Origin of the sequence: Lachnoclostridium edouardi (genome assembly GCF_900240245.1) — a bacterium.
In the GTDB taxonomy this organism is placed as follows: Bacteria; Bacillota; Clostridia; order Lachnospirales; family Lachnospiraceae; genus Lachnoclostridium_A; species Lachnoclostridium_A edouardi.
Genome location: NZ_OESQ01000001.1, coordinates 1,595,630 through 1,621,344, shown reverse-complemented (window position 1 = coordinate 1,621,344; position 25,715 = coordinate 1,595,630). Strand labels below are relative to the sequence as shown.

19 protein-coding genes, 2 tRNA genes and 1 riboswitch are annotated in these 25,715 nt (G+C 42.9%); of the genes, 20 read left to right on the top strand and 1 reads right to left on the bottom strand.

Annotated features, from left to right (window positions below; translation table 11 throughout):
- Positions 1-67: 67 nt before the first annotated feature.
- Complete coding sequence (locus C1A07_RS07570) at positions 68-838, bottom strand: DeoR/GlpR family DNA-binding transcription regulator (protein WP_101876574.1); 771 nt, start codon at positions 836-838, stop codon at positions 68-70.
- A 351-nt stretch (positions 839-1,189) separates the two neighbouring features.
- Between C1A07_RS07570 and spoVT the strand changes: the two genes are divergently transcribed.
- From spoVT to C1A07_RS07470, 20 genes are all read left to right on the top strand, one after another.
- A complete protein-coding gene (gene spoVT / locus C1A07_RS07565; RefSeq protein ID WP_101876573.1) occupies positions 1,190-1,738 on the top strand; it encodes a stage V sporulation protein T in 549 nt (182 codons plus the stop codon).
- Between the two features lie 155 nt (positions 1,739-1,893).
- Positions 1,894-2,277, top strand: coding sequence for a MazG family protein (locus tag C1A07_RS07560; RefSeq protein WP_101876572.1), 384 nt, complete (start codon positions 1,894-1,896; stop codon positions 2,275-2,277).
- Between the two features lie 99 nt (positions 2,278-2,376).
- Positions 2,377-2,652: an HU family DNA-binding protein gene (locus C1A07_RS07555; protein ID WP_101876571.1), complete on the top strand. Its 276-nt coding sequence runs from the start codon at positions 2,377-2,379 to the stop codon at positions 2,650-2,652.
- A 3-nt stretch (positions 2,653-2,655) separates the two neighbouring features.
- Positions 2,656-2,895 (top strand): RNA-binding S4 domain-containing protein, encoded by a 240-nt coding sequence (locus tag C1A07_RS07550; RefSeq protein ID WP_101876570.1) that lies wholly within the window; start codon positions 2,656-2,658, stop codon positions 2,893-2,895.
- A gap of 65 nt (positions 2,896-2,960) precedes the next feature.
- Entirely contained in the window at positions 2,961-3,245 is a 285-nt protein-coding gene (gene yabP, locus C1A07_RS07545; RefSeq protein WP_101876569.1) for a sporulation protein YabP, read from the top strand.
- Positions 3,242-3,619 carry a spore cortex biosynthesis protein YabQ gene (gene yabQ, locus C1A07_RS07540; protein WP_101876568.1) on the top strand — a complete coding sequence of 126 codons (378 nt, stop codon included), beginning with the start codon at positions 3,242-3,244 and terminating at the stop codon, positions 3,617-3,619. Before yabP ends, yabQ begins: the two co-directional genes overlap by 4 nt.
- Positions 3,616-3,945 (top strand): septum formation initiator family protein, encoded by a 330-nt coding sequence (locus tag C1A07_RS07535; protein ID WP_101876567.1) that lies wholly within the window; start codon positions 3,616-3,618, stop codon positions 3,943-3,945. Before yabQ ends, C1A07_RS07535 begins: the two co-directional genes overlap by 4 nt.
- A gap of 115 nt (positions 3,946-4,060) precedes the next feature.
- On the top strand, positions 4,061-5,476 hold the full coding sequence (locus tag C1A07_RS07530) for a SpoIIE family protein phosphatase (protein ID WP_101876566.1): 1,416 nt from the start codon (positions 4,061-4,063) through the stop codon (positions 5,474-5,476).
- A gap of 67 nt (positions 5,477-5,543) precedes the next feature.
- Positions 5,544-6,914, top strand: coding sequence for a tRNA lysidine(34) synthetase TilS (tilS, locus tag C1A07_RS07525; protein ID WP_101876565.1), 1,371 nt, complete (start codon positions 5,544-5,546; stop codon positions 6,912-6,914).
- The gene (gene hpt, locus C1A07_RS07520) at positions 6,907-7,431 is read left to right on the top strand and encodes a hypoxanthine phosphoribosyltransferase (RefSeq protein WP_101876564.1); all 525 of its coding nucleotides are present in this window, start codon (positions 6,907-6,909) and stop codon (positions 7,429-7,431) included. The genes tilS and hpt overlap by 8 nt, the downstream gene beginning before the upstream one ends.
- Before the next feature lie 11 nt (positions 7,432-7,442).
- Positions 7,443-9,266 (top strand): ATP-dependent zinc metalloprotease FtsH, encoded by a 1,824-nt coding sequence (gene ftsH, locus C1A07_RS07515; protein WP_330399459.1) that lies wholly within the window; start codon positions 7,443-7,445, stop codon positions 9,264-9,266.
- Positions 9,267-9,583: 317 nt separating this feature from the next.
- A complete protein-coding gene (locus C1A07_RS07510) occupies positions 9,584-11,692 on the top strand; it encodes a glycoside hydrolase family 13 protein (RefSeq protein ID WP_101876563.1) in 2,109 nt (702 codons plus the stop codon).
- A 108-nt stretch (positions 11,693-11,800) separates the two neighbouring features.
- Positions 11,801-11,882 (top strand) — tRNA-Tyr (locus tag C1A07_RS07505).
- Between the two features lie 28 nt (positions 11,883-11,910).
- Positions 11,911-11,997, top strand: a tRNA-Leu gene (locus tag C1A07_RS07500).
- Between the two features lie 206 nt (positions 11,998-12,203).
- Entirely contained in the window at positions 12,204-13,832 is a 1,629-nt protein-coding gene (locus tag C1A07_RS07495; RefSeq protein ID WP_101876562.1) for an ABC-F family ATP-binding cassette domain-containing protein, read from the top strand.
- 97 nt (positions 13,833-13,929) lie between these two features.
- Positions 13,930-16,416 (top strand): hypothetical protein, encoded by a 2,487-nt coding sequence (locus C1A07_RS07490; RefSeq protein WP_101876561.1) that lies wholly within the window; start codon positions 13,930-13,932, stop codon positions 16,414-16,416.
- A 121-nt stretch (positions 16,417-16,537) separates the two neighbouring features.
- Complete coding sequence (locus C1A07_RS07485) at positions 16,538-17,830, top strand: UDP-N-acetylglucosamine 1-carboxyvinyltransferase (RefSeq protein ID WP_101876560.1); 1,293 nt, start codon at positions 16,538-16,540, stop codon at positions 17,828-17,830.
- A gap of 97 nt (positions 17,831-17,927) precedes the next feature.
- A riboswitch (SAM riboswitch) is annotated at positions 17,928-18,046 on the top strand.
- A 143-nt stretch (positions 18,047-18,189) separates the two neighbouring features.
- Positions 18,190-19,383, top strand: coding sequence for a methionine adenosyltransferase (gene metK / locus C1A07_RS07480; RefSeq protein ID WP_101876559.1), 1,194 nt, complete (start codon positions 18,190-18,192; stop codon positions 19,381-19,383).
- A gap of 142 nt (positions 19,384-19,525) precedes the next feature.
- Positions 19,526-20,179, top strand: a complete 654-nt coding sequence (gene fsa / locus C1A07_RS07475) for a fructose-6-phosphate aldolase (RefSeq protein WP_101876558.1) — start codon at positions 19,526-19,528, stop codon at positions 20,177-20,179.
- Positions 20,180-20,427: 248 nt separating this feature from the next.
- A complete protein-coding gene (locus tag C1A07_RS07470; protein WP_101876557.1) occupies positions 20,428-25,575 on the top strand; it encodes a hemoblobin-interacting domain-containing protein in 5,148 nt (1,715 codons plus the stop codon).
- The last annotated feature ends 140 nt before the right edge of the window (positions 25,576-25,715 follow it).

The window sequence follows — 25,715 nt, the reverse complement described above, 5'->3', positions numbered from 1 at the left end:
CCGGTAACAGACCCTTATAGGGTCAAAGCAAGCCACCGGCTTAGCCGGTGGTCTTGACTTCAATTGATTATACGTTTGCAATAATTAACTTTGTGTCATGCTGTCTGCAGTTGTCAATAAAGGACTGGGGAGCGTTGGAGTCTGTAACAATGGTGTCGATTTCTGAGATGTGTCCCAGCTGCAGAAAATTAGGCATGACCAGCTTGCTGCTGTCAATGAGAACAACTGTGTGGGCAGAATGTTCAATAACCGTACGTTTTAAAGAGAATTCGGATGTACTTGGAGTAGACAGATATCCGTCTGCAGAGATGCCGTAAAGACCAATAAAAGCATAATCAAAACGCATGGATTGAAGCATGTTCTCTGCGAATATGCCTGAACAGGAATTGGTGTTTTTTTGAAGCTCTCCGCCCAGACACATTACGTGAATGTTAGTCCTGGAGTTTAATTCCAGCGCAGTAGTTAAAGTATCTGTAACTACAAGCAGATTTTGAGTGTTGGCCAGACAGCGGGCCAAACAATACACAGTGGTGCTGGAATCAAAAAAAAGCCTGGCTCCGTTGGGGATTAAAGGCATAGCCGCCGCGGCGATTGCTTCTTTTTCTGCCATATGTGAAGAAATTCTCATATAATAAGGGCGCTGGGGATCAGCATTTTTACGGACAGCCACAGCGCCTCCGTGAGATCGAATGGCAAGATTCTGCTTTTCTAGCTCGTTTAAATCACGTCTGATGGTCATCTCAGTGACATTAAATATTCTGCAAAGATTACTGACTTCCACTTTCCCATATTTATTCAGCATAGCTTGTATTTGCAACAATCTTTCGCTTTTTAACATGTATAATACCTCTTTTACTGTATAAAATGGAACTTTTATTAAACCAATCTTAGCAAATAAGAGGGTGATTGTAAATAGAAAAAGGGAAAAATTACCAATTTCTTCCAATTTAAATGTGCGCAATTAACAATATTGAGTTGACAAACGAACATTATATGTTTAATATAAACACATAAAGAATAAAAATCCAAACATTTAAGAAAATAAACTGGAAATCTGGAAGGAGAATAGACATGAAAAGCCCCAATTTGACATTAGGGAAAATTATTTGAATAGATTCCTTGATTTTACAGATACTACTTCCAGAAATAATAAAAAACAGGAAGCAACTAAACAAATGGAGGAGCATCTATGAAAGCTACAGGAATTGTAAGAAGAATAGACGATTTAGGAAGGGTAGTGATCCCAAAAGAGATCAGACGCACCCTGCGCCTGCGGGAAGGAACCCCGTTAGAGATCTTCACGGACCGGGAAGGTGAAATTATTTTAAAGAAATATTCACCAATGGTAGAGCTGACTGCTTTTGCAGGACAATATGCAGAGGCCATGGCCCAGACAACGGGAAAAATCGTATGTATTACTGACAGAGATCAGGTAATCGCTGTTTCAGGAGCATCTAAAAAGGAAATGCTGCAGAAAAACATTAGTCATCAGCTGGAAAACCTGATTACAGAAAGAAATGTGCTGGTGGCGGCAGGAGATGAAAAAGGATTTATTCCTGTTACCTCAGATGAACCTGAAGGAGTTACAGCCCAGGTAATTGCGCCGATTATCTGCGAGGGAGACGCTATTGGGGCCGTTATACTGCTGACAAAGGAACCCAGAGCCAGATTTGGCGATGCGGAGATTAAGCTGGTTACTACAGCCGCCGGTTTCCTTGGCCGTCAGATGGAAGGGTAAAACAGCTTTTTCCCTGAAGGAGCAGATGATTTCTGTTTGGACATTAAAAAGCACATATATCCGGGGCAGGAAAAAAATAGTCTTGTTCCGGATATGTTTTTGCTTTATGATGAAGATATACAGAACTGCTGCAAAATACAGGGAAAGGAAAACATATGTATACATTTGAAGATCTGATCCGGATTGTAGAGAAGCTAAGAGACAAGGATAAGGGCTGCCCATGGGACAAAGAGCAGACCCATGAATCTATGAAGAAATGTCTTACTGACGAATGCCAGGAAGTACTTTTGGCTATTGACAATAAGGACACGGAAAATTTGTGCGAGGAGCTGGGGGACTTATTGTTCCAGGTAATGATTCACAGCCAGATAGGAAAAGAAGAAAAGGAATTTACAATAGAAGACGTTGTTGACGGAATTTGCCGAAAAATGGTGTATCGCCATCCCCATGTTTTTGGAGATGTAAAGGTTAGTTCCACGGCGGAAAGCAACGAATTATGGAAGATCTTAAAAAACAATGAAAAAGGGAAAAAACCTTGACAAATACTATAGAAACAGATATAAATGTAGAGTATAACATTATGTAGGATTGAAGGCAAAAAAACTATAGCTTTCAAATAGTTCTAGGAGGAAAATATAATGAATAAGACAGACTTAGTCGCAGCAATTGCTGAGAGGACAGAACTTTCCAAGAAAGATGCTGAGAAGGCAGTGAAAGCTTTCACAGATGTTATTTCCGAAGAATTAGCAAATAGTGGAAAAATCCAGTTAGTAGGTTTTGGTACATTTGAAGTATCTGAAAGACCAGAGAGAGAAGGAAGAAATCCTAAGACAGGCGAGCCAATGAAGATTGCAGCATCCAGAACACCAAAGTTTAAACCAGGCAGAGTTCTGAAGGATATGGTAAATAACTAATATATGAGACTTGATAAGTTTTTAAAGGTATCGCGTTTAATCAAAAGAAGGACTGTGGCTAATGAGGCATGTGATGCAGGACGTGTATTTGTCAATGATAAAAGTGCAAAGGCCTCTTATGATGTTAAAAACGGGGATATTATTGAAATCCAGTTTGGCACTAAATCTGTAAAGGTGGAAGTGCTGGATGTACAGGAAACTGTAAAGAAGGATGAAGCCAAAGAACTTTACCGGTACTTATAGGAATGAAAATGCAAACCTCTTCATACATTTAACAAGGCAGTTAAATGTACGAGGAGGTTTTTGATATGGAAGAAAAGTTGACAAACCGTCCCCATAAGCTGACGGTTTTAAACCGGTCTACCTGCTGTCTTACAGGGTTAGAGGATGTAGTGTCCTTTGACGAAAATCAGGTGGTTCTCAACACTGTCATGGGACTTTTGACTATAAAGGGAAAGGGGCTTCATGTCAGCCGCCTGACTGTGGAAAAAGGGGAAATTGATATTGACGGCACTGTTGACAGCTTAACCTATTCCTCCAATGAAGCATATAAAAGGTCGGGGGACTCTTTATTTTCCAGGCTTTTTAAATGAGACAGGCGGTGGAATGGTTGACTGGAAGCATATGGGGAGAGATCAGACTATTGTATTTAAGTTTCATACTAGGAGGATGTCTGATGATGTCCTATGATATTTTGCGGGTGCTTCGCATCTTTATTCCCCACAACAGTCTGTGGATTGGAATAGAGGACTTAGGATACTGGTTCTATGCAGGGATTTCCACGTTTTTGCTGCTGTACAGGCAGAACGACGGAAGCCTTAGGGCATATGCAATTGTTGGAACTGTGGCCGGAATGGTGATCTACGACAGATTATTCAGCAGGTTTTTTTTAAAAGGCTTGCAATCTGTAAAGAACTTCATTACAATAAAAATTAAGAAGAAAAACAAGAAACCGGTGAGTAAATGAAAAAAAAGGTAAGAGCCACATCTAGGAGACAGAGAAAAGACAAATGGGGAAACAGGATGGCAATTATCGGGATAACCCTGGTAGTTGGCAGCCTTGCTGTTGTGGTTAATGTGCGGGGCGTTTCCTTAAAGGACAAGGCTGTAGAGTACCAGGTCAGGGAAGACAGCTTAAAAGCTCAATTAGACCAGGAAAATGAGCGGGCCAAGAATCTGGAGGAAAAGCGGAAGTATGTACAGACCAAACAGTACATTGAAAAAGTAGCTAAGGAAAAGCTGGGTATGGTAAAAGAGGACGAGGTTCTTTTAAAGCCGGCTAACCCCAGATAATCATAGAATCTGAAGGAATATGTCGTAAAGTTTTTCTGTATGGGCGACTGGGTTTGACAAATATTTCCTTCCTCCCTGTATATAATCATAGGTATGCAGGTGAGGAGGGATTTTTTTGTTGAGAATAAAAACAGATCAGAAGAATCTGGCAGACGTGAATATATATACGGCGAAGAAGTTAAACAGCCTGGCCAGCTCTTTAACTCAGCTGGCAAAATCTTGTGATGACGAGACTGGAAAGGGACGGAGTCTGACAAAGGAGGACGGGGAAGCCGCCTTAAAGACAGCAGCTGTAATGGTCTGCGGGGAATGCAGCAGATGCAGCGTATACAATGACAGTGTAAATGGGGACAGTTATTTTCTCTACTATCTCCTTAGAGCCTTTGAACAGATGGGGATGGTAAGCGAGGGGGACATGCCCCTCCTTTTTCAGGAATCCTGCCCTAAAAAAGAGGAATACATACGCCAGCTGAATAAAAGCTTAGGCAGAGCTACTATGAATTTGGCCTGGAAAAACAGATTTTTAGAAAGCAGAGACGCGCTCATTGTTCAGTTTAGAGAGCTGGCTGTAATATTAGAAGAATTTTCTCATCAAATGGAGCTGGCTGAGGACATTACAGCTTCTAAAGAGGGAGCCATCAGAAGAATTTTCAAGCAGAACCGCTTAAATGTATCCAGTGTGCTGGTGTTAGAGTATGAGGGAAAGCAGAAAGAAGTTTTTCTTACAGTAAAAAGCGGGAACGGAAGATGTATGACCTCCAGAGAAGCGGCGGAGTTAGTGGGACAGGCCATGGGTGAGGGCAGATGGAGCGTATCAAAGGACAGCAAAACTATTATAAACAGACAGTATGCTGTGTTCCGGTTTGTAGAAGAGGGCCGGTATAGACTGGCTTACGGCGCTGCCTGCGCAGTAAAAGAGGGGGAAGAGGTGTCCGGGGACAATTATTCCTTTGCCAGCCATATTCCGGGTCAGGTGATGATCAGCTTATCAGACGGCATGGGAAGCGGCGTTCACGCCTGCCAGGACAGCCAAAAAGTAGTGGAGCTGACGCAGCAGCTTTTGGAGGCCGGATTTTCAGCAAGAGCGGCCCTGAAAATGGTAAATACTGTGCTGCTGTTAACCGGAGCGGAGGAACATCCCGCCACCTTAGATCTGGCATGTGTAGATTTACATTCTGGAGTTTTAGAGATGATGAAGCTGGGAGCCGCGGCTACATTTGTAATCAGTCAGGATGGGGTGGAGGCTATAGAGGCAGGGGAGGTGCCGGCGGGAATTATCAGTCCTGTGGAGCCGGTGTTGCTGTCCAAAAAGCTTTGGGATGAAAACTGGATAGTTATGGTCAGCGACGGCGTTTTGGACGGGCTGCCGGGGGAGGACAAGGAAGGAATTTTAAAAGAGTATCTTTCTGATATGGAGGAAACTACGCCTCAGGAGTTGGCAGAAGAAATTCTGGAATTTGTTATCTCTTATTCTGATGGGGTGAGAGACGATATGACGGTGCTGACGGCCCGTGTGTGGAAACGAAAATAGTAATTGCAGCGCGGCTAAAATCCAGGTATAGTTATGGTTAGAAAAACAGGGAGAATACAGAGGATATATGTACCATAAGATATTAAATACAATTAGAAAATATGAAATGGCAGAACCGGGGGATCATATTATAATAGCGTTGTCAGGCGGAGCGGATTCGGTCTGCCTTTTGCATGTGCTGAAAACACTTTCCTCAGAGCTTAATATTACCCTGGAGGCTCTTCATGTACATCACGGATTAAGAGGCAGTGAGGCGGACAGAGACGCTAAATACTGCGCCAGGCTGGGAGAACAGCTGGGAGTCTCTGTAAAAATCGTCAATAAAGATGTAAGGCAGTTTGCTGAAGAGGAAAAGCTGTCTTTGGAGGAAGCCGGAAGAATTGTCAGATATAAGGCTTTAGGGGAAGCTGCAGAACAGGCCGGGAAAACATACCCAAAGGTTAAAATTGCAGTTGCTCATCACACAGGGGACAGAGCGGAGACAATCCTTCACAACTTATTTAGGGGAAGCGGCATAAAAGGAATAGGGGGAATTCAGCCGGTAAACGGCAAAATAATCCGTCCTCTTTTGGAGACAGACAGAGAAGAGATTCTTCTCTATCTAAAGGAAAATCATATAGACTGGTGCCAGGACTCAACAAATAAGGAGAATCAGTATACCAGAAATAAAATCAGAAATCAGCTGATTCCTTATGTGGAAAAGGAAATCAATCCTATGGCTGTAAAACATATAGAGCAGGCAGGGAAAATTCTGTCAATGGCGGACAGTTATCTGGAAAAGCAGGGGGACCTTTGTTTTAAAGCCTGGGGAAAAACAGGAGACGGCTTTGTAGAATATCCTGCAAATCAGCTGAGCCAGGAAGAGGAAATTATACAGTACTATATAATCCGGAAAATGATCAGTATACTTTCAGGGTCATCAAAAGATATTGGATTCTCCCACATAGAAGCAGTAAGACAGCTGGCCAAAAAGCAGGTGGGGAAGAAAACAGACCTGCCTTACGGTTTAGAAGGAGTAAAAGAGTACGCTCAGCTGAAAATAAGGAAAAAGGCAGATGACGGGCCGGAACCGGTTATTGAGAAGGATCTTGGAAAATTCATGGAAATTCAAGTATTTCCCTGGGAAAAACACAAGGAAATTCCTAAAAACCAGTATACGAAATGGTTTGATTATGATAGAATGGAAAATGCATTGTGTCTTCGTTTCCGCCGCACAGGAGATTATATTACCTTAAAGGACGGAGGGAGAAAAACCCTGAAGAAATTTATGATAGAATCTAAGATTCCCAGACAGGACAGAGAAAGGATTCCTGTTCTGGCAGATGGAAATCATATTGTGTGGATTGTCGGATACAGGATTAGTGAATACTATAAAATAACTGAACATACAAAGACAGTAATTCAAGTGATTTTTAACGGAGGAGAAAACAATGGCTGATAAAATACGTGTATTATTAAGTGAGGAAGAAGTTAATAAAAGAATTAATGAAATTGCAGCTGAAATCAACAGGGATTATGCGGGAAAAAAGGTACATTTAATTTGTATATTAAAGGGCGGAGTATTCTTTACATGCGAACTGGCAAAAAGAATTACAGTGCCTGTTTCTCTGGATTTTATGTCGGTGTCCAGCTATGGCAGTGGTACAGAATCCAGCGGAGTGGTAAAAATCATTAAAGACCTGGATGAACCGCTGGAAGGTAAGGATGTATTGATTGTGGAGGACATTATTGACTCCGGACGTACCCTTTCTTATTTAATTGAAGTTTTAAAGCAGAGAAATCCAGCTACAATTCAGCTGTGTACCTTGTTAGATAAACCGGAGAGAAGGGTAAAGAAGCAGGTACAGGTACAGTATACCTGTTTTACTATTCCAGATGAATTTGTAGTAGGGTATGGGCTGGACTATGATCAGCATTACAGAAATTTACCATATATTGGAGTAATTGAAAAATAAGGAGGCAACCGTTGAGACAACAATCATTTAGAGGATTTGGATTCCTTATCATTATGCTGCTGTTAATCTATATTGGCTCAGTTATGCCGGGAAGAATTGCAGCGGGCCGTATGAGCCGCCAGGGATTTGTGGAGGCTTTAGACAGCGGAAATGTAGAATCCATTTCTATTCAACCGAACAAAGAAACGCCTACAGGCGAAGTGACCTTAAAGCTAAAAGGGGATAAGAACGATTACCACGTAAATGTATCAGATGTAAAGGAAATTGAAAATATGCTGGAGGAGCGGGGCCTGGATTACACCATGGACGATGTTCCTCACGAAAGCTACATGATGACAGTCATTCTGCCTGTAATTCTGACAGGTATTATGGTTGTGGCAATTTTTGCGTTTATGAACCTTAGGGCCGGAGGAGGCGGCACAAACGCCAAAATGATGAATTTTGGAAAAAGCCGGGCCAGAATCAGCAGGGACAGCAAGGTGAACTTTAAAAAGGTAGCCGGGCTTCAGGAAGAGAAGGAGGAGCTGGAGGAGGTAGTGGATTTCCTTAAAGATCCTCAAAAATATACCAGCGTAGGCGCCAGAATTCCTAAAGGACTGATTTTAGTGGGCCCTCCTGGAACAGGTAAGACGCTGTTGGCAAAAGCAGTGGCAGGTGAGGCGGGAGTTCCGTTTTTCAGCATCTCCGGCTCTGATTTTGTGGAAATGTTTGTAGGCGTAGGAGCTTCCAGAGTCAGGGACTTATTTGAGGACGCCAAGAGGAACGCTCCGTGTATTGTATTTATTGACGAGATTGATGCCGTTGCCCGCCGGAGAGGAACCGGTATGGGCGGAGGCCATGATGAGCGAGAGCAGACTTTAAATCAGCTGCTGGTAGAGATGGACGGCTTTGGAGTAAATGAGGGAATTATTGTTATGGCCGCCACCAACCGTGTGGATATTTTAGACCCGGCTATTCTCCGTCCGGGACGTTTTGACAGAAAAGTGGCTGTGGGAAGACCGGATGTAAAGGGAAGAGAAGAAATCCTGCACATTCATGTCAGCGAAAAGCCTCTTGCCGAGGATGTAGATTTAAAACGAATTGCCCAGACTACTGCAGGATTTACCGGGGCAGATTTGGAAAACCTGATGAATGAGGCCGCAATTATGGCTGCCAGAAACGGCAGAAAATTTATTCAGCAGTCTGATATTGAGCGCTCTTTTATTAAGGTGGGAATCGGCACGGAGAAAAAGAGCCGTGTAATTTCTGATAAAGAGAAAAAAATTACAGCTTATCACGAAGCCGGCCACGCCATTTTGTTCCACTTGCTGCCGGATGTAGGACCGGTGCATACCATCTCCATTATTCCTACTGGAATGGGAGCCGCCGGCTATACTATGCCTTTGCCGGAGCAGGATGAGATGTTTAATACCAAGGGAAAAATGCTGCAGAACATTATGGTTTCTCTGGGCGGAAGAATCGCTGAGGAGCTGATTTTCGATGATGTGACCACAGGGGCTTCTCAGGATATTAAACAGGCTACAGCCACTGCCAGAGCTATGGTGACTCAGTATGGAATGTCTGAAAAGATTGGTATGATAAATTATGGCAGCGATGGAGACGAGGTATTTATCGGCCGTGATCTGGCTCACACAAAAAGCTACGGAGAGCGGGTGGCCACAGAAATTGACAGCGAAGTGAAAAGAATTATTGACCAGTGCTACAGCCAGGCCAAGGAGCTGATTCAGAAGCATGAGGATGTGCTTCACGCCTGCAGCAGCCTGCTGATTGAAAAAGAAAAGATTGGTCAGAAGGAGTTCGAGGAGCTGTTTTCCAAGAAGCCTATTGAAATTTAGATAATTTTTCTATGAATTTTTGGGTATTGTGAAAAATGTATCGGAGAAATGCATAAAAATTTTTTTGAAAAAAAATGAAGTTTGTGCACACTTATTTTCTCGTATATGATACTATAATTAACGTAAACCCCCCCCAATACATTATATAGTTTTTGCTACACCCCATAAGAAACGAAATACCTTCTCCTAAAAGAGCCAGCTACCCCGCTGGCTCTTTTGCTGTTGGAAAATAGCAAAAGAAAAGTTTAGGTTGTATATTTATTGTGAATCATATAAAATATAGGAAGAGAGAGAAAATAGGTGAAGAGGAATAAATTATGGCAGAAATAGTTCCGGGGATAAACAGAGACGCATTATTTGCAGATGAAACTTCAGATTACCGTATTCCGGCTGAGCCTGATCCGGGTCAGCTGGTGACCTTGCGTTTCAGAACGGAAAAGGATAATGTAGACCAGGTGGTTTGTAATACAGGAATCAATGATTATTCAATGATAAAAGTAGAATCAGATGAGTTATTTGATTATTACCAGTGCAATATCACGGTTGAGACTGATCTGATACTGCTTTTTTTTACTGTGATAAAGGGAGAAGAGGTCTGTTATTATAATAAGCTGGGAGTGGTAGAAAAAGACCGGCTGGAGGATTTATTCAGCTTTCGCATTACTCCTGGATTTCACACGCCTGAATGGGCAAAAGGGGCGGTCATGTACCAGATCTTTGTGGACAGATTTTCCAGAGGGGACTGTTTCAATGACGTAGATACAGGGGAGTATATTTATATTGGCAGGCCGGTATCCAGAGTATCTGACTGGAACGAGTATCCTGCCGCCATGGACGTAGACAGATTTTACGGAGGAGACCTTCAGGGAGTTTGGGACAAGCTGGATTATATTCAGTACTTAGGCGTGGAGGTGATTTATTTTAATCCTATATTTGTGTCCCCCTCCAACCATAAATATGACTGCCAGGATTACGATTATATTGACCCCCATTTAGGAGTTATAGTAAAAGACGGAGGGCGCCGCCTTGGGGATGGGGACCATGATAATACAAACGCCACCAGATATATGATAAGAAGTACGGACAAGAAAAATCTGGAGGCCAGCAACGCTTTTTTTGCCAGATTAGTGTCAGAAATACACCGCCGGGGCATGAAGGTGATTATTGACGGCGTTTTTAACCACTGCGGCTCATTTAACAAGTGGCTGGACAGGGAGCAGATTTATGAGCAGTCAGGGAAATATGAAAAGGGAGCTTATATTTCAGAAGACAGCCCGTACCGTTCCTTTTTTAAATTTTTTAAGGAGGACTGGCCCTACAACAAGAATTATGACGGCTGGTGGGGGCATGATACTCTGCCAAAGCTAAATTATGAGGAATCGGCAAAGCTGTACAGCTATGTGCTTAATATTGCTAAGAAGTGGGTGTCCCCTCCTTATAATGTAGACGGATGGCGTTTAGACGTGGCTGCAGATTTAGGCCACAGCAGCAAGTTTAATCACAAATTCTGGAGAGATTTCAGGAAGGCAGTAAAAGAAGCCAATCCCAATGCCCTTATTTTGGCTGAGCATTATGGAGATCCCAGCAGCTGGCTGGAAGGAGACCAGTGGGATACCATTATGAATTACGACGCTTTTATGGAGCCGGTTTCCTGGTTTTTAACAGGTATGGAAAAACACAGCGACGAGTATAATGCCTATCTGGACGGAAATGGGGAGCATTTTTTCAGTTCTATGGCTTACCATATGAGCTGGATGCAGTATTCCTCTATTATTACTTCCATGAATGAGCTGTCTAACCACGACCATTCCCGTTTCCTTACCAGGACAAATAAAATTGTAGGAAGAGTTGCCACTGCAGGCTCAGAAAAGGCCTCCCAGGGCATTAATTACGGCATATTCCGGGCTGGAGTTGTGATGCAGATGACATGGCCGGGAGCTCCTACAGTGTATTATGGAGATGAGACCGGCGTCTGCGGGTGGACTGATCCGGATAACAGGCGCACATATCCCTGGGGACAGGAGGATGTGGAGCTGATTGAATTTTACAGCTATATGATTCATCTTCACAAAGCAGAAAAATCCCTGCGTCTTGGCTCAGTAAAGCCTTTGCTGGCAGGAGCTAACCTGATTGCTTACGGGAGGATGAGGGAAGACGAGTGCTGCGTGATAGTAGTGAATAATAATAAGGACTTTCAGGATGTGCAGGTTCCTGTATGGCAGCTGGGAATTTGGGACAGCCATATTATGACCAGACGGATGCTTACCAGCCAATACGGATATAATGCCGGAGAAATTAAGTTTTATTCTAAAAATGGTTATCTGGATTTGGAGTTGGAAGGTCACAGCACAATTTTGCTCACCTGCCGCCTGGGAGAAAAGCGGGCAGAAGAGACGACTGAAGAGAAGGAAGTCCTTGAGGCGTAAAGTGCCTGGGGACATCTGCAAAAATAATGGTGAAAATTGCAGAAAAAACCTTGATTTTTTACAATGGCTATGATAAACTAACTCTTGCTTATTTATTAAAGCCAGTATGGATGGGTTCCCGAGTGGCCAAAGGGGGCAGACTGTAAATCTGTTAGCAACGCTTTCGGTGGTTCGAATCCACCTCCATCCATTTTGTATATCCTGTATATACAAAAAAAGCCGGCGTGGCGGAACTGGCAGACGCACAGGACTTAAAATCCTGCGGGACTTATACTCCCGTACCGGTTCGATTCCGGTCGCCGGCATAATTAAAGGGGAAGACAGCTTTCTGAAAAGAAGGGCTGTCTTTTTGTTATGTAGGAAAGTTCTTTCCTAATATGACAAAAACGCTCCCCTATAGATGCACGCTGCAGCCCACACTTTTTAGTGAAAAAGGGCTGGACATAACAAGCTTTATAATGTTATGATGAAACCAAATGGAAAGAAATCAACCTAAAGAAAGGTATTAGTTATGATTAGTACAAGCAATATTACATTACGCGTTGGAAAAAAAGCGCTTTTTGAGGATGTGAATATTAAATTTACAGAGGGAAACTGTTATGGAGTAATCGGCGCCAACGGCGCTGGAAAATCTACATTTCTTAGAATATTATCAGGCCAGCTGGAGCCTACAAGCGGAGAAGTAATTATCAGCCCAGGGGAGCGTCTGTCTTTTCTGCAGCAGGACCACTTTAAGTATGATGAATTTCAGGTTCTGGATACAGTTATTATGGGCAACGCCAGACTGTATCAGATTATGAAAGAAAAAGACGCCATCTATATGAAGGAAGATTTTACTGACGAGGATGGAATCAAGGCGGCGGAGCTGGAAGGTGAATTTGCATCTATGAACGGCTGGGAGGCGGAGTCAGACGCTGCAAACCTGTTAAATGGTCTGGGTATTGACACAGAATTCCACTACTGCCTGTTAAAGGAGCTTACAGGAGCTCAGAAGGTAAAGGTTTTGTTAGCTCAGGCTTTATTTGGAAATCCTGACATCCTGCTTTTGGACGAGCCTACAAACCACTTGGATTTGGACGCTATTTCATGGCTGGAAGAATTTTTAATTAATTTTGATAATACAGTAATCGTAGTATCCCATGACCGTTACTTTTTAAATAAAGTGTGCACTCAGATTGCAGATATTGATTACAGCAAGATTCAGCTGTATGCAGGCAACTATGATTTCTGGTATGAGTCCAGCCAGCTGATGATCCGTCAGATGAAGGAGGCCAACAGAAAGAAAGAGGAAAAGATTAAGGAGCTTCAGGAATTTATTCAAAGATTCTCTGCCAATGCCTCTAAGTCTAAACAGGCTACATCCAGAAAGAGAGCTTTAGAGAAAATTGAGCTGGATGAAATCAGACCTTCCAGCAGAAAATATCCATATATAGATTTCCGCCCCTTCAGGGAGATTGGAAATGAGGTTCTCACAGTAGAGCATCTGTCTAAAACCATTGACGGAGTAAAGGTTTTGGACGACATTTCCTTTATACTTGGAAGAGAGGACAAGGTGGCTTTAGTAGGCCCTAATGAACATGCCAAAACTATTTTGTTTAAGATTCTGGCAGGAGAGATGGAGCCTGACGAGGGAACGTATAAGTGGGGGCTGACCACATCTCAGTCTTATTTCCCTAAGGACAACAGCCAGGAGTTTGACAATGAGGACACTATTGTAGAGTGGCTGACACAGTATTCTGAGGAAAAGGATGCGACTTATGTCAGGGGATTCCTTGGAAGAATGCTGTTTGCAGGCGAGGACGGGGTAAAGAAGGTGAAAGTTCTCTCAGGAGGGGAGAAGGTTCGCTGTATGCTGTCTAAGCTGATGATTTCCGGCGCTAATGTGCTTATGCTGGACGAACCTACAGACCATTTGGATATGGAGGCTATTACAGCCTTAAATAATGGTCTGATGAAATTTTCAGGCGTGCTGATTTTCTCATCCAGAGACCACCAGATTGTGCAGACAACAGCCAACAGAATTATGGAGATTGTCAACGGAAAGCTGATCGACAAAATTACAACCTATGATGAATATCTGGAAAGCGATGAAATGGCCAGAAAGAGACAGGTATTTGAGATCGCTGAAAAAGACGATTAAAAATCACCAGATTTTTACAGGCAGCAGACGGCCAGAAGGAGGCGGGAAGCTGCCTGTTTTGTTTAGAAACAGTGCAAAACAGGATTGAGGTTGATATATGAAGCAAATATGGAAAAAGGCATTGGTGCTGTTAGGAATATTTATAGCGGCAGTAGTCATTTATTTTGTGTGGTACCAAAAGGGAGAGGAAAATACAAACCAGGTTTTTTCAACTATGGAATCGCCCCAGATTCCTTTGGCATATGTCCAGTCATTAGACCGTGAAATAAACCTGATGCACGGCTACAAGCAAAATATGGAAGAAAAAGTAGCCAGAGACAGCCTGACAATCCTGCCGGAGGACAGACGGCTGACTGTGGGAGTCAGAGAAAATATTTCCGGAATTACAGGTATCCGCTACGAGGTGCGCAGTTTAGACTGGGATCATTTGGTGGAGCGGACAACCCTGGATTCATGGGAAACGTCAAATGGAAGAATTCAGGCAAAGCTTCCCATTCAGAACCTTTTGGAAAAGGACACAGAATACATTCTTTGCCTAATATTAACAGACCAGAAGGGAACAGATTTATATTATTACACAAGAATTTTGTGGACAGATGAGACTGCGGCAAAGCAGATGGTGGATTTTGCCGTGAATTTTTCAAATAAAACATTTGACTATAATCAGGCCACAGAGCTTGTTACCTATCTGGAAACCAGCAGCACAGAGGACAACAGCTCCCTGGGACATGTGACCATCCGTTCCAGCTTTTCCCAGCTTACCTGGAATAATCTGAACGTAGCTCCCGCAGGGGAAGTGCAGGTAACATTAAAAGAAATTGACGGCATTATGGGAAATGTACAGCTGGATTATATGGTGCAGAGGGAGACAGATAAGGAGACAGAGCTGTATCAGGTGAGGGAAAATTTTACTATGAAGCTGGGAGCCTCCAGGCTTTACCTTATGGATTACACAAGAGATATGGCTCAAATATTTTCCGGAAGTAAAGAGCTGTTTTCCGGAAAAAGAATTATGTTAGGGATTACTGGAGATGAAAATTTAAGCACCAGAAAAAGCGATAACGGCCGCTATATTGCCTTTGTCACAGGAAGGGATTTGTGGTGCTTTGACCAGGAGGAAGAAAAGACGGTTAAAATATTTTCTTTTAGAGGCCAGTCAGAAACAGATCTTCAATGCAGCTTTGGAAATCACGATATAAAGATTATTCAGGTAGAAGATACTGGAAATGTGGATTTTCTGGTATATGGATATATGAATAGAGGCACCCATGAGGGAGATGTGGGGGCGGCATATTACCGTTTTACAAAGGGAAGCAATAGTATAGAGGAGGATACAATTGAGGAAAGGTTTTTTATTCCTGTACAGGCATCCTTTGAAGAAATCAAGATGAATGTAAACAAGCTGTCTTATTTAGGCGACAATGATTTATTTTACATTATGAACGGCCGAGCCGTATACGGAATAGACTTAAACAGTAATGAGTATATGGTGGTGGCAGATAATCTGTGCAGCGGAGGGTATGCCATCAGTGAAGACGGCAGCCACTTTGCATGGCAGGAAGGCACGGATATTTATAAAGCCGCCATAATTCACGTTATGGACTTAAAAACCGGGATTAAGCAGGAAGTGCAGGCGCAGTCCGGGGACGCAGTGAGAGTTTTGGGATTTGTGGGAAATGATTTCATGTATGGAAAGGCCAAACAGGAGGATACATGGATTCTTCACGGCCGGACAGTAGATCTGCCTATGTATGCCATTGAAATTGTAAATGATAATATGGAGCCGGAAACTCAGTATGAAAAGCCTGGATATTATATTGCAGACGTGACGGTGGAGGAAAGCAGAATTCATCTGAATAAGCTGGTAAAAACAGGCCAGTCCGGCTATGAGACGGATGGGGACGATATTATTGTGTGCAATGTGGAAATCGGTTCGGGGGAGATGGAGAGTATTGGATGGTACGCTTCAGAGGAAAGGCGGAAGCTTTATTTTGTTCAGACTGACCGGGAAATCAGCAGGACAAAACAGGTTCAGGTCAGCGGCCCTAAAAAGCTGATTCACGATGCCGCCGGGCTTTTAGAATTAAAATCCGGGGACGGCAGCAGAAGCATGGAATTTTATGCTTATGGCAACGGCAGGCTGCTGGGAATTTCTGACAGTTTCTCCCAGATGACGGCTCTGGCTTTTGATAAAATGGGCTTTGTCACAGACCATAAGCAAAGGATTGTATGGAACAGAATAGACAGAGACAACACGGCCAATATTCGGAGCCCGGAAAATGCTGCCAGACGCCTTACCAGACGGCTGGAGGAGGGGGTCAATAAAGAGTATGAAAATGATATATTAATTTTTGACGCCCAGGGCTGTACGCTTCATCAAATGCTGTATTTTGTAGGCAAGGGCTGCCCGGTTGCAGCATATACAGACGGCGACCAGTATGTGCTGATTACAGGGTATGATCAGTATAATGTAACTGTATATCAGCCGTGGGACGGCAGCACGTACAAACTGGGCCTGGCAGACGGGGAAGCCTATTTTGGCCGTTATAAAAATGACTTTGTCTGTGGAATCTTTCTGGACTAATTAGGCTTGTAAGCTTTACAAATGTGAATCTTATGCTATAATCATATTTACAAAATGTAAAATTAATAAAATCTTAAATATTCCCAGGCTGTATAAAAGGCAGCCGGTTTTGAGGTGTAACATGGAACAATTTATTATGAAAGGCGGCAATCCTCTGGTAGGTGAAGTCACCATCGGCGGTGCTAAAAATGCTGCCTTAGGAATCCTGGCGGCGGCAATTATGACAGATGAAAATGTTGTGATTGATAATCTTCCGGACGTAAGAGACATTAACGTTATGCTGGAAGCCATCCAGGAGATCGGAGCACATGTTGACCGCATTGACAGACATACTGTAAAGATCAATGCAAGCCATATAAAAGAAGTATCTGTAGATGATGAATTTATAAGAAAAATCAGGGCGTCCTATTACTTTATCGGAGCCCTTCTGGGAAAATATAAAAGCGCGGAGGTACCGCTTCCAGGCGGCTGCAATATTGGCAGCCGTCCTATTGACCAGCATTTAAAGGGCTTTCGGGCTTTGGGAGCTAAAGTGGACGTGGTGCGTGGCGCAGTGGTGGCTCACGCCATTGATCTGGTAGGCAGCCATATTTATTTAGATGTTGTATCTGTAGGAGCTACAATTAATGTAATGATGGCTGCAGCTCTGGCGGAGGGGACTACTATTTTGGAAAATGTGGCGAAAGAGCCTCATGTAGTAGACGTAGCTAACTTTTTAAACAGCATGGGAGCAAATATTAAGGGAGCGGGAACTGACGTGATCCGTATCCGGGGAGTGGAGAGACTTCACGGCACAGAGTATTCTGTGATTCCTGATCAGATAGAGGCGGGAACCTTTATGTGCGCCGCAGCTATTACCCGCGGGGACGTAATGATAAAAAACGTGATTCCAAAGCATCTGGAGGCAATTTCTGCAAAGCTGTTGGAGGTGGGCTGCGAGGTAATTGAGTTTGACGACGCTGTCCGTGTAGTGGGAAAGCCTAAGCAGAGACCTACTAACATTAAAACTCTTCCATATCCGGGATTCCCTACAGATATGCAGCCACAGATTGCAGTTACCCTGGCTTTGGCAGAGGGAACCAGTATGGTGACGGAAAGTATTTTTGAAAATCGTTTTAAGTATGTAGATGAGCTGGCCAGAATGGGCTCCAATATTAAGGTGGAGGGCAATGTGGCTGTAATTGACGGCGTGAGAGGCTTTACAGGAGCCCAGGTAGAGGCGCCTGATTTAAGAGCCGGAGCCGCCCTTGTAATAGCTGGTCTGGCGGCAGAAGGATATACAGTAGTAGATGAAATCGGTTACATTCAAAGAGGCTACGAATGCTTTGAGGAAAAGCTGCAGGGTCTGGGGGCGGTTATTGAAAAAGTGGATTCTGAAAAGGATGCCAAAAAGTTCCGCCTGAAAATAGGATAAATTGAAAAAAGAAGTTCTTGACATTTGGTTTCAGATAGAGTAAGATTCATCTGCAACCTGCTAAAAAAGCAGATAAAAAAATAAGAAGTACATATATCCCTTATTCAGAGTGATGGAGATACAAAGGATCTGTGAAGTCACGGCAACCCCGGCAAAGAACCGGAAGGTGCCAGCCTGAGCGAGGAAGCGGATTTGCCGCGAATCGAGCAATAAGAGGAGTTGATTACGATACTATCAAGTCCGTATTGCTGTACGGACTTATTTTTTATTTCATAGGAAACTGCGTCCTATGAAACAAAAAGCTCCGCCAGGTTGCGCTAAAGCGCACACGTTTTATATTATTTCACAAGGAGGAAACCATGGAAAAATTATTATTTACATCTGAGTCAGTAACAGAGGGACATCCGGATAAAATGTGCGATCAGATTTCCGATGCAATTCTGGATGCGCTGATGGAGCAGGACCCAATGAGCCGTGTGGCCTGCGAGACTGCAGTTACAACAGGACTTGTGTTAGTTATGGGCGAGATCACCACAAATGCGTATGTGGACATACAGAAGCTGGTGAGAGAGACAGTAAGAGAGATTGGCTATGACCGGGCAAAATATGGATTTGACTGCGACACCTGCGGAGTAATAACTGCCATTGACGAGCAGTCTACAGACATTGCCATGGGCGTGGATAAAGCCCTGGAGGCAAAGGAAAATACTATGTCTGATGAAGAAATCGACGCAATAGGAGCCGGAGATCAGGGCATGATGTTCGGATATGCTACAAACGAAACAGAGGAATATATGCCATATCCTATTTCTCTGGCCCATAAATTGTCACGCCGCCTTACAGAAGTCAGGAAAAACGGTACTTTACCTTACTTACGTCCAGACGGAAAGACACAGGTAACAGTAGAGTATGATGAGAACGGAAAACCAAAGCGCCTGGAGGCAGTAGTACTTTCCACACAGCATGATGATGCGGTTTCCCAGGAGCAGATACATGAAGATATTAAAAGTCACGTGTTTGACGTAATTCTGCCTAAGGAGATGGTGGATGAGGACACAAAATTCTTTATTAATCCTACAGGACGTTTTGTAATCGGAGGACCTCACGGAGACAGCGGACTGACAGGTAGAAAAATTATTGTAGATACATACGGCGGCTATGCAAGACACGGCGGCGGAGCATTCTCAGGAAAGGACTGCACAAAGGTAGACAGGTCGGCAGCATATGCAGCCCGCTATGTGGCGAAAAATATAGTAGCTGCAGGCCTGGCAGATAAATGTGAGATTCAGCTGTCCTATGCTATCGGAGTAGCCCATCCTACTTCTATTATGGTGGATACCTTTGGAACAGGAAAGCTGGAGGATGAAAAGCTGGTAGGAATTATCAGAGAAAACTTTGATCTCCGTCCTGCAGGAATTATTAAAATGCTGGATCTGCGCCGTCCAATTTACAAACAGACTGCAGCTTACGGCCACTTTGGAAGAAATGATTTAGACCTGCCTTGGGAGAGACTAGATAAAATAGAATTATTAAAGACGTATTCCCAAAACTAAATTTCTGTGGTATAATAATTCACAGAAATTAGGGGAGAACAAAGTGAATTTTTGGTAAATGTTTCAAATGAAACAGCTGTTTCAGACATTTTCCATAGTGTTTCTGAACCTGATAAATATTAATTAAAGGGGATTGATAACAATGAAATTCTTTATCGACACAGCCAATGTAGATGAAATCAGAAAAGCCAACGATATGGGCATCATCTGCGGAGTTACTACAAACCCATCTCTGATTGCAAAAGAAGGAAGAGATTTTGGACAGGTTATTGCTGAGATCGCGTCTATTGTAGACGGACCAATCAGCGGTGAAGTAAAAGCTACAACTACAGACGCAGAGGGAATGATTGCGGAAGGCAGAGAGATTGCAAAAATCCACCCTAATATGGTAGTTAAAATTCCTATGACTGTAGAAGGATTAAAGGCAGTTAAGGTTCTGGCAGCAGAGGGAATTAAGACAAACGTTACATTGATCTTCAGCGCGGCTCAGGCGCTTCTGGCAGCAAGAGCAGGCGCAACTTATGTTTCCCCATTCCTGGGACGTTTAGATGATATTTCTATGCCAGGTATTGATCTGATCAACGATATTACAGAGATTTTTATGATGCATAATATTGAGACAGAGATTATTTCAGCCAGCGTTAGAAATCCAATCCATGTAATCGACTGCGCAAGAGCCGGAGCAGATATTGCAACTGTTCCTTACAGCGTATTAGTTCAGATGACAAAGCATCCTCTGACAGATCAGGGTATTGCTAAATTCCAGGCAGACTACAAGGCTGTTTTTGGCGAATAATAAAAATGACAAAAACCTGCTGGGTTAAACCGTAATATAACAGGAGCCAATGCAAAACAGATATTTTTTATCTGTAAAGCAAAGGCTTCTGTTTTTTTTGTCTTATTGGAAAGGGCTGTGGTAATCGAGAGAAGATTTCTCAAAAAATATTAATTGAAAATAACTTTCAATATCATTATTGAAGCTCATAAAGAAGTCTGCTATAGTTATGACGCAGATTTACTGCAAGATATGAAAGGAGTAAGGTAATGAAAAGAAATAGTTTGAAAGTTTTCACCACAGCCCTTGTAATGTCGGTAGTGGCTGGAAATACGGTGTCCGCGGCTTCTGTTACAGGAGGCAGCTGGCAGCAAGAGGGGGCTTCCTGGAAGTATGAGAAAGACGGAAGCATTGCTGTTGACCAATGGATACTAAGCGATAATATATGGTATAGGGCAGATCAGTCAGGGAATCTTGTAACCGGCTGGTGGCAGGAGCCGTCTTCAGGGAAATGGTATCTTTTTCAGGATAACGGAAGTATGGTAGTAGGCTGGTGGCAGGACCAGGCCACAGGAAACTGGTATTATTTAAACCAAAGCGGAGATATGGCTACAGGATGGGCAGCTATAAACGGAAGATGGTATTATTTAAACCCGTCAGGCGATATGGTAGCCGGCAAAATGACGCCAGACGGATATCAGGTAAATGAAACGGGAGCCTGGGTAGATGAAAACGGAAATCCTATAGCAGCGCCTATGAATAACACAGCAGGAGGCAGCTCGTCAAGCGGCGGCTCGTCAGGAGGCGGCTCATCAAGCGGCGGTTCTTCAGGAGGCGGCAGCACTCAGCCGGATCATCCCACTCAGCCTTCCCAGCCGGAGGATCCTGCGGAGACCTCAATTTTTAATATTGGAAAAACAGGAATTTATAAAATAGAGCGGTCGGATTTTGCTGTTCTTACCTTTAGAACCGGAAATGCAGATAACTATAATATTACTTTAAACGGCCAGAACGTTGCTGTGACGCCTGTAGAAAACGGAAACAGAATTGTAAAGCTGGAAGTAAATCCTAATGAAAAGGCAGTAGTGAAAGCAGTATCTAAAACAGACAGCAGTATTTACCAGGAAATTGTTTTAGGAACAGGCGCAAAGGAATTCTCCGGAGTGATGAAGGGCCAGACCCCAGGCTATGTGCTGGCAAACGGCGCTTTAAGCTATTGGGATTTTTATTTGCCTAATTATGATAAAAACGGGGATGTAAGGGTTTATCCTAAAGTTACTACATTTAATATGGACGGAGTTTCTGATGACGATTACACCGGACTTCCTCAGCTGAAAACAGAACGGACGCTGGACGGGGAGGACATTATCATTTCTTTTGACGTAACAGAGGATTCTGAAAAATGGCTGGAGGCAGTGTACCGCGTTCAAAAGGATTATGGCTCCGGCTCCGGCAGCAGGCAGGACCTTACATTCCGGAGAGAAAGCGGAAAGATTATTATAAGCGGCCAAAACCTGTCTATTCAGGGCCATAACGGAAGACATACCATAGTAATTAAGGCTAATGGATATGAGGATAGATCCTTGGAAATAGAGACAATTCTGCCGGCGGGAAGTCTGGAACTGACCAGCAATTTTAACTGGTGGGCAGGACAGGATCTGCTATTTCAGCTGACAGATTTTAATTACGCTATAACAAATCCTATTTACGCAGTGGAATTGGACGGAGAAACCTTAGAGGGTGACTGTAAAGAGTATCATGTAGTTTCAAATCTGGTGCGCCTGGAAAATGAGTGCCATAAAAAACTGACTGTAGGAAAGCACAAATTAGTAGTTAAGGCAGAGGGCTATGAGGATTATGTGCTGGAGTTTCAGTTGGAGCAGGCCACTAATGGAAGCCAGAATCCGGTGTGGGGAGACGGAGAGGAAGACAGCGCCTTAGAGACTGCAGCTCCTATGACGGCTGCCTATACTTTAGCTCAGTCAGATCCTTATGATATATCAGAAAATATTTATGAGGAAGAAGAAATTGTTTCCTACAGTGCAGCGGCCTTAGGGCTGGACGGAGTTGCCACAGCCTCTGTTTCAGGAGGAGGCTCAACTGAGTCAGGAGGAAGCACAGGAGGAGGCGCTGTCAACGGAAATATTGTATTTGATTTCGACCTGCTGGCCAATGCAAAAATTCTGGCGGCTTTAGAACTGGAGACAAATGAATCTGCGGCAGTGCTTAACTGGTGGGATTCTCTGGAACATTTATACATTTATGAAAAGGATGGTCAGGACCGTCTGATGAAGTATGAAAAGTATATAAACAACTGCGGAATGGCCAAAGGCCAGGACGATTATCAGACTTACAAGGAGTATTTAGATCAGGCTCCGGAGGACGCCTTTACGTTAAACCGGCCATATACTATTAAGTACATGCTGGAGGACGGACTTTTAGGAGATATTACCAGATTTTTAGGAGAAACAGGAATTAAAGCTCCTGACTTAACTGCGGAGGCTGTAAATCTGGGAGAGCCTATTGTTATTCATTATGAGGAGACAGAGGCCACAGCAGACTGGGAGAACCGTATTACAAATGTGGCTTTAGCAAGCAGCTATGCGCCTTTGACTTATGAAGTGGACAAGGAAAATAATACAATTACTGTAAATACTCAAAATGGAACTATTGGGCAGCATACGCTGACTATTTATGCCGACGGATTTTCCAACGGAACAGTATCTGTTTTAGTGGGCAGACAGGACAGCAGCCAGCTGAATATATCCAGAAATAACAATAACGACGTGATTCTCAGCGGATTTTCTGATGAGTTTATAAATAGCTTTTATTCTGTAACATTAAACGGAGAAGGATTATTTAACGACGATGCAGTAGGCGGCGACGGGGATTACGAGAAGGTAGGAAATACGATTATACTCAGATCTAAACTATTTGATGGATTTGGGGATAACGAGTGGCTGAGCGTGTCTGTATTTGCTGAAAACTTTGCAGAGCTTCAAAAGTCATTTAAGCTGTCTGAACTGAAAATAGAGGATATAAAAGCCCAGGTTCCTCAGCTTGTAAAGCTGGAGAAGGAAAGCTACAAATTAGGCCAGGACGTAGTAATTATTACAGATAATACTTTGATGGATGTAACTGGCTACGGTGAGAAAATTACTGAAGTGACAGTAAATGGTCAGCCGGTGGCAAATGAGTATGACAGCTGGGATTCCTATGCCAAATTTGTAATTGCAGGCAGCGTATTTACTCAGGCAGGACAATACGAAATTGCGATTCAGGCAGAGGGATATCAGGATAAAATACTTACAGTTGTTATTACAGATCCGTCCACAGAGGCTGCTTCTGTTCCTGAAAAAGTAGGTCTTTTAAAGGATTACAGCACTGTAACGGACAATATTACAGTTAAAACCAATGAGACATTTAAAATCCAGCTTTCCGCTTTTAACGACTCAGACAGCCAGGCATATAAAGAGGCGTTTACTGAAGCTTCCGTTTTAAGAAACAGCACAGAGGAAGTAGAGCTGGAATATACAGAAAACAGCATGTTAGGTACTACCTGGACATCATCTTTTGAGACAGTTGGAGTATATACAATAACCTTAAAGGCCGCAGGATATGAGGATAAAATCCTTACAGTTACAGTGGAGGCTCAGACAGTTCCAAGCAGCGTAAAGCTTTCAAAATCCACTTATAATCTGGGAGATGACGTAATTATTATTACAGATTCTCAGTCAGGAACAAAGACAGGATATGGAGAAAAAATTACAGAGGTAATGGTAAATGGAGCTTCTGTAAACGGAACAAAGGAATCATACCAATACATTATTGACAGCAGTGAGTTTAGCGCAGCTGGAGACTATACAATTACAATCCAGGCGGAAGGATATGAGGAGAAAGAGCTGACAGCTTATATAGTAGACGGAGGTTCCGGCACTGGCATGGCAGTTCCTGATTATGTAGAGCTGGATGACAGCAATACAATGGGAATCGGAGATAATCTGACTATTATTGTAGGGGAAATGTTTGGAAGTAATGAGTATGCAAAGGTCATTACAGAAGTCACAGTAAACGGAGATGAAGTATCTAATGAGTCCGGTTCTGATTATGAATACGAAATTGACGGTTCTAATTTTGACCAGTCAGGAAAGTATACAGTTGTGATTAAAGCAGACAGCTATCAGGACAAGACATTTATTGTGGATATTAAAAATGCAGAAAAAGATGTTCCAAGCAGTGTAAAGCTGGATGATAACAACAGCTGTAAGCCGGGAGAAGATGTAAAAATTATTACAGACTCAACTTTCCTTGGAACGGGATACGGCTCAAAGGTGACAAAGATTACAGTAAATAGTATGGAGGTGTCAAACGAATCATCCAACCCGGAATATGAAATTATCATTGACGGTTCTGAATTTGATCAGTCGGGAGAGTATACAATTGTAATAGAAGCTCTTGGCTATAAGAATAAGGAGTTTACATTAGATGTAAAAGGAGAAGATGATCCAAAAGAGGTTCCGTCTGCTGTAGGTTTAAGAACCGAAGAGTATGAAATCAATTCTTATTCAAAATTGGAAATCCAGGAGGGCGATCAGGTAATTATCGCATTGGGAAATGGAATTTCAGAGGACTATCTGAATGCCTTTATTGAAATCCAGGTAGAAACTCCTTCAGGAGATTCTGAAGCTTATGGCAAGGATGATCTGGACTTTAAAGATGAATTTTATGGAACTCCTTACAAATTCTATTTGGACATTTTTGATGAAGAAGGAAAATATGTAATTACTTTACATGCAGATGGTTATGAGGAAAAGGAGCTGACTGTAACAGTAAATGGGGAGGCTGCATTAATCCTGGAAAACTTGATGAATGTAACTGAGGAAGAGCTGATTGAGAATCAGGATGATGAGAAAATACAGGAAGAAATAAAAGATCCTGAGATTGAGCAGACAGATGAGGACAACAGCTCTGATGAGACATTTAAGGACGAAGAAATTGTAGACGAGGATGTTATTATAAAAGATCAGGATACAGACAAGGACATTGTGGACGAGGATGTTACAGGCAAGGATGATGAGGATAAAGACATTACAGATAAGGCTGATGAGGACGAAAATCTTGCAGAGGATGGGAAAGAGGAAGAAGTAAAGGACGACCAGATTCTGGAGAACGACCAAATCAATAAGGAAGAAGAAATTCTGGATGGTGATGAAGCAGACCAGAAAGATCCTGAGGAACTTACAGACAATAATGATCAAAAAGACAATGAGGAAGATAATGAAAATGACAATGATCAGGAGGTGAAGGGCGAACTAGAAGAAGAGGAAGTAAAAGACAACGGTCAAGAAGAAATTGACGATGAGGAAGACCGCAGCCAGAACGATGAGGAAGATCAGGACGGAGAAGAAGTTGAATAAGTAAAAAAGACCTTCAGTTCATAAATAAAATTTTATGGACTGAAGGTCTTTTGCGCCGCAAATAACAATTTATAAAAGGAGAGCCAGCAAGATGGGGAGTCCTGCTGGCCGGAAATGAAAAGTGTGTATATGAAAAGAAA

What these genes read in the sequence shown, in the direction of transcription:
- C1A07_RS07570 (WP_101876574.1), bottom strand. Translation starts at nt 838, where the DNA reads ATGTTAAAAAGCGAAAGATTGTTGCAAATACAAGCTATGCTGAATAAA.
- spoVT (WP_101876573.1), top strand. Translation starts at nt 1,190, where the DNA reads ATGAAAGCTACAGGAATTGTAAGAAGAATAGACGATTTAGGAAGGGTA.
- C1A07_RS07560 (WP_101876572.1), top strand. Translation starts at nt 1,894, where the DNA reads ATGTATACATTTGAAGATCTGATCCGGATTGTAGAGAAGCTAAGAGAC.
- C1A07_RS07555 (WP_101876571.1), top strand. Translation starts at nt 2,377, where the DNA reads ATGAATAAGACAGACTTAGTCGCAGCAATTGCTGAGAGGACAGAACTT.
- C1A07_RS07550 (WP_101876570.1), top strand. Translation starts at nt 2,656, where the DNA reads ATGAGACTTGATAAGTTTTTAAAGGTATCGCGTTTAATCAAAAGAAGG.
- yabP (WP_101876569.1), top strand. Translation starts at nt 2,961, where the DNA reads ATGGAAGAAAAGTTGACAAACCGTCCCCATAAGCTGACGGTTTTAAAC.
- yabQ (WP_101876568.1), top strand. Translation starts at nt 3,242, where the DNA reads ATGAGACAGGCGGTGGAATGGTTGACTGGAAGCATATGGGGAGAGATC.
- C1A07_RS07535 (WP_101876567.1), top strand. Translation starts at nt 3,616, where the DNA reads ATGAAAAAAAAGGTAAGAGCCACATCTAGGAGACAGAGAAAAGACAAA.
- tilS (WP_101876565.1), top strand. Translation starts at nt 5,544, where the DNA reads ATGTACCATAAGATATTAAATACAATTAGAAAATATGAAATGGCAGAA.
- hpt (WP_101876564.1), top strand. Translation starts at nt 6,907, where the DNA reads ATGGCTGATAAAATACGTGTATTATTAAGTGAGGAAGAAGTTAATAAA.
- C1A07_RS07510 (WP_101876563.1), top strand. Translation starts at nt 9,584, where the DNA reads ATGGCAGAAATAGTTCCGGGGATAAACAGAGACGCATTATTTGCAGAT.
- C1A07_RS07495 (WP_101876562.1), top strand. Translation starts at nt 12,204, where the DNA reads ATGATTAGTACAAGCAATATTACATTACGCGTTGGAAAAAAAGCGCTT.
- C1A07_RS07490 (WP_101876561.1), top strand. Translation starts at nt 13,930, where the DNA reads ATGAAGCAAATATGGAAAAAGGCATTGGTGCTGTTAGGAATATTTATA.
- C1A07_RS07485 (WP_101876560.1), top strand. Translation starts at nt 16,538, where the DNA reads ATGGAACAATTTATTATGAAAGGCGGCAATCCTCTGGTAGGTGAAGTC.
- metK (WP_101876559.1), top strand. Translation starts at nt 18,190, where the DNA reads ATGGAAAAATTATTATTTACATCTGAGTCAGTAACAGAGGGACATCCG.
- fsa (WP_101876558.1), top strand. Translation starts at nt 19,526, where the DNA reads ATGAAATTCTTTATCGACACAGCCAATGTAGATGAAATCAGAAAAGCC.
- C1A07_RS07470 (WP_101876557.1), top strand. Translation starts at nt 20,428, where the DNA reads ATGAAAAGAAATAGTTTGAAAGTTTTCACCACAGCCCTTGTAATGTCG.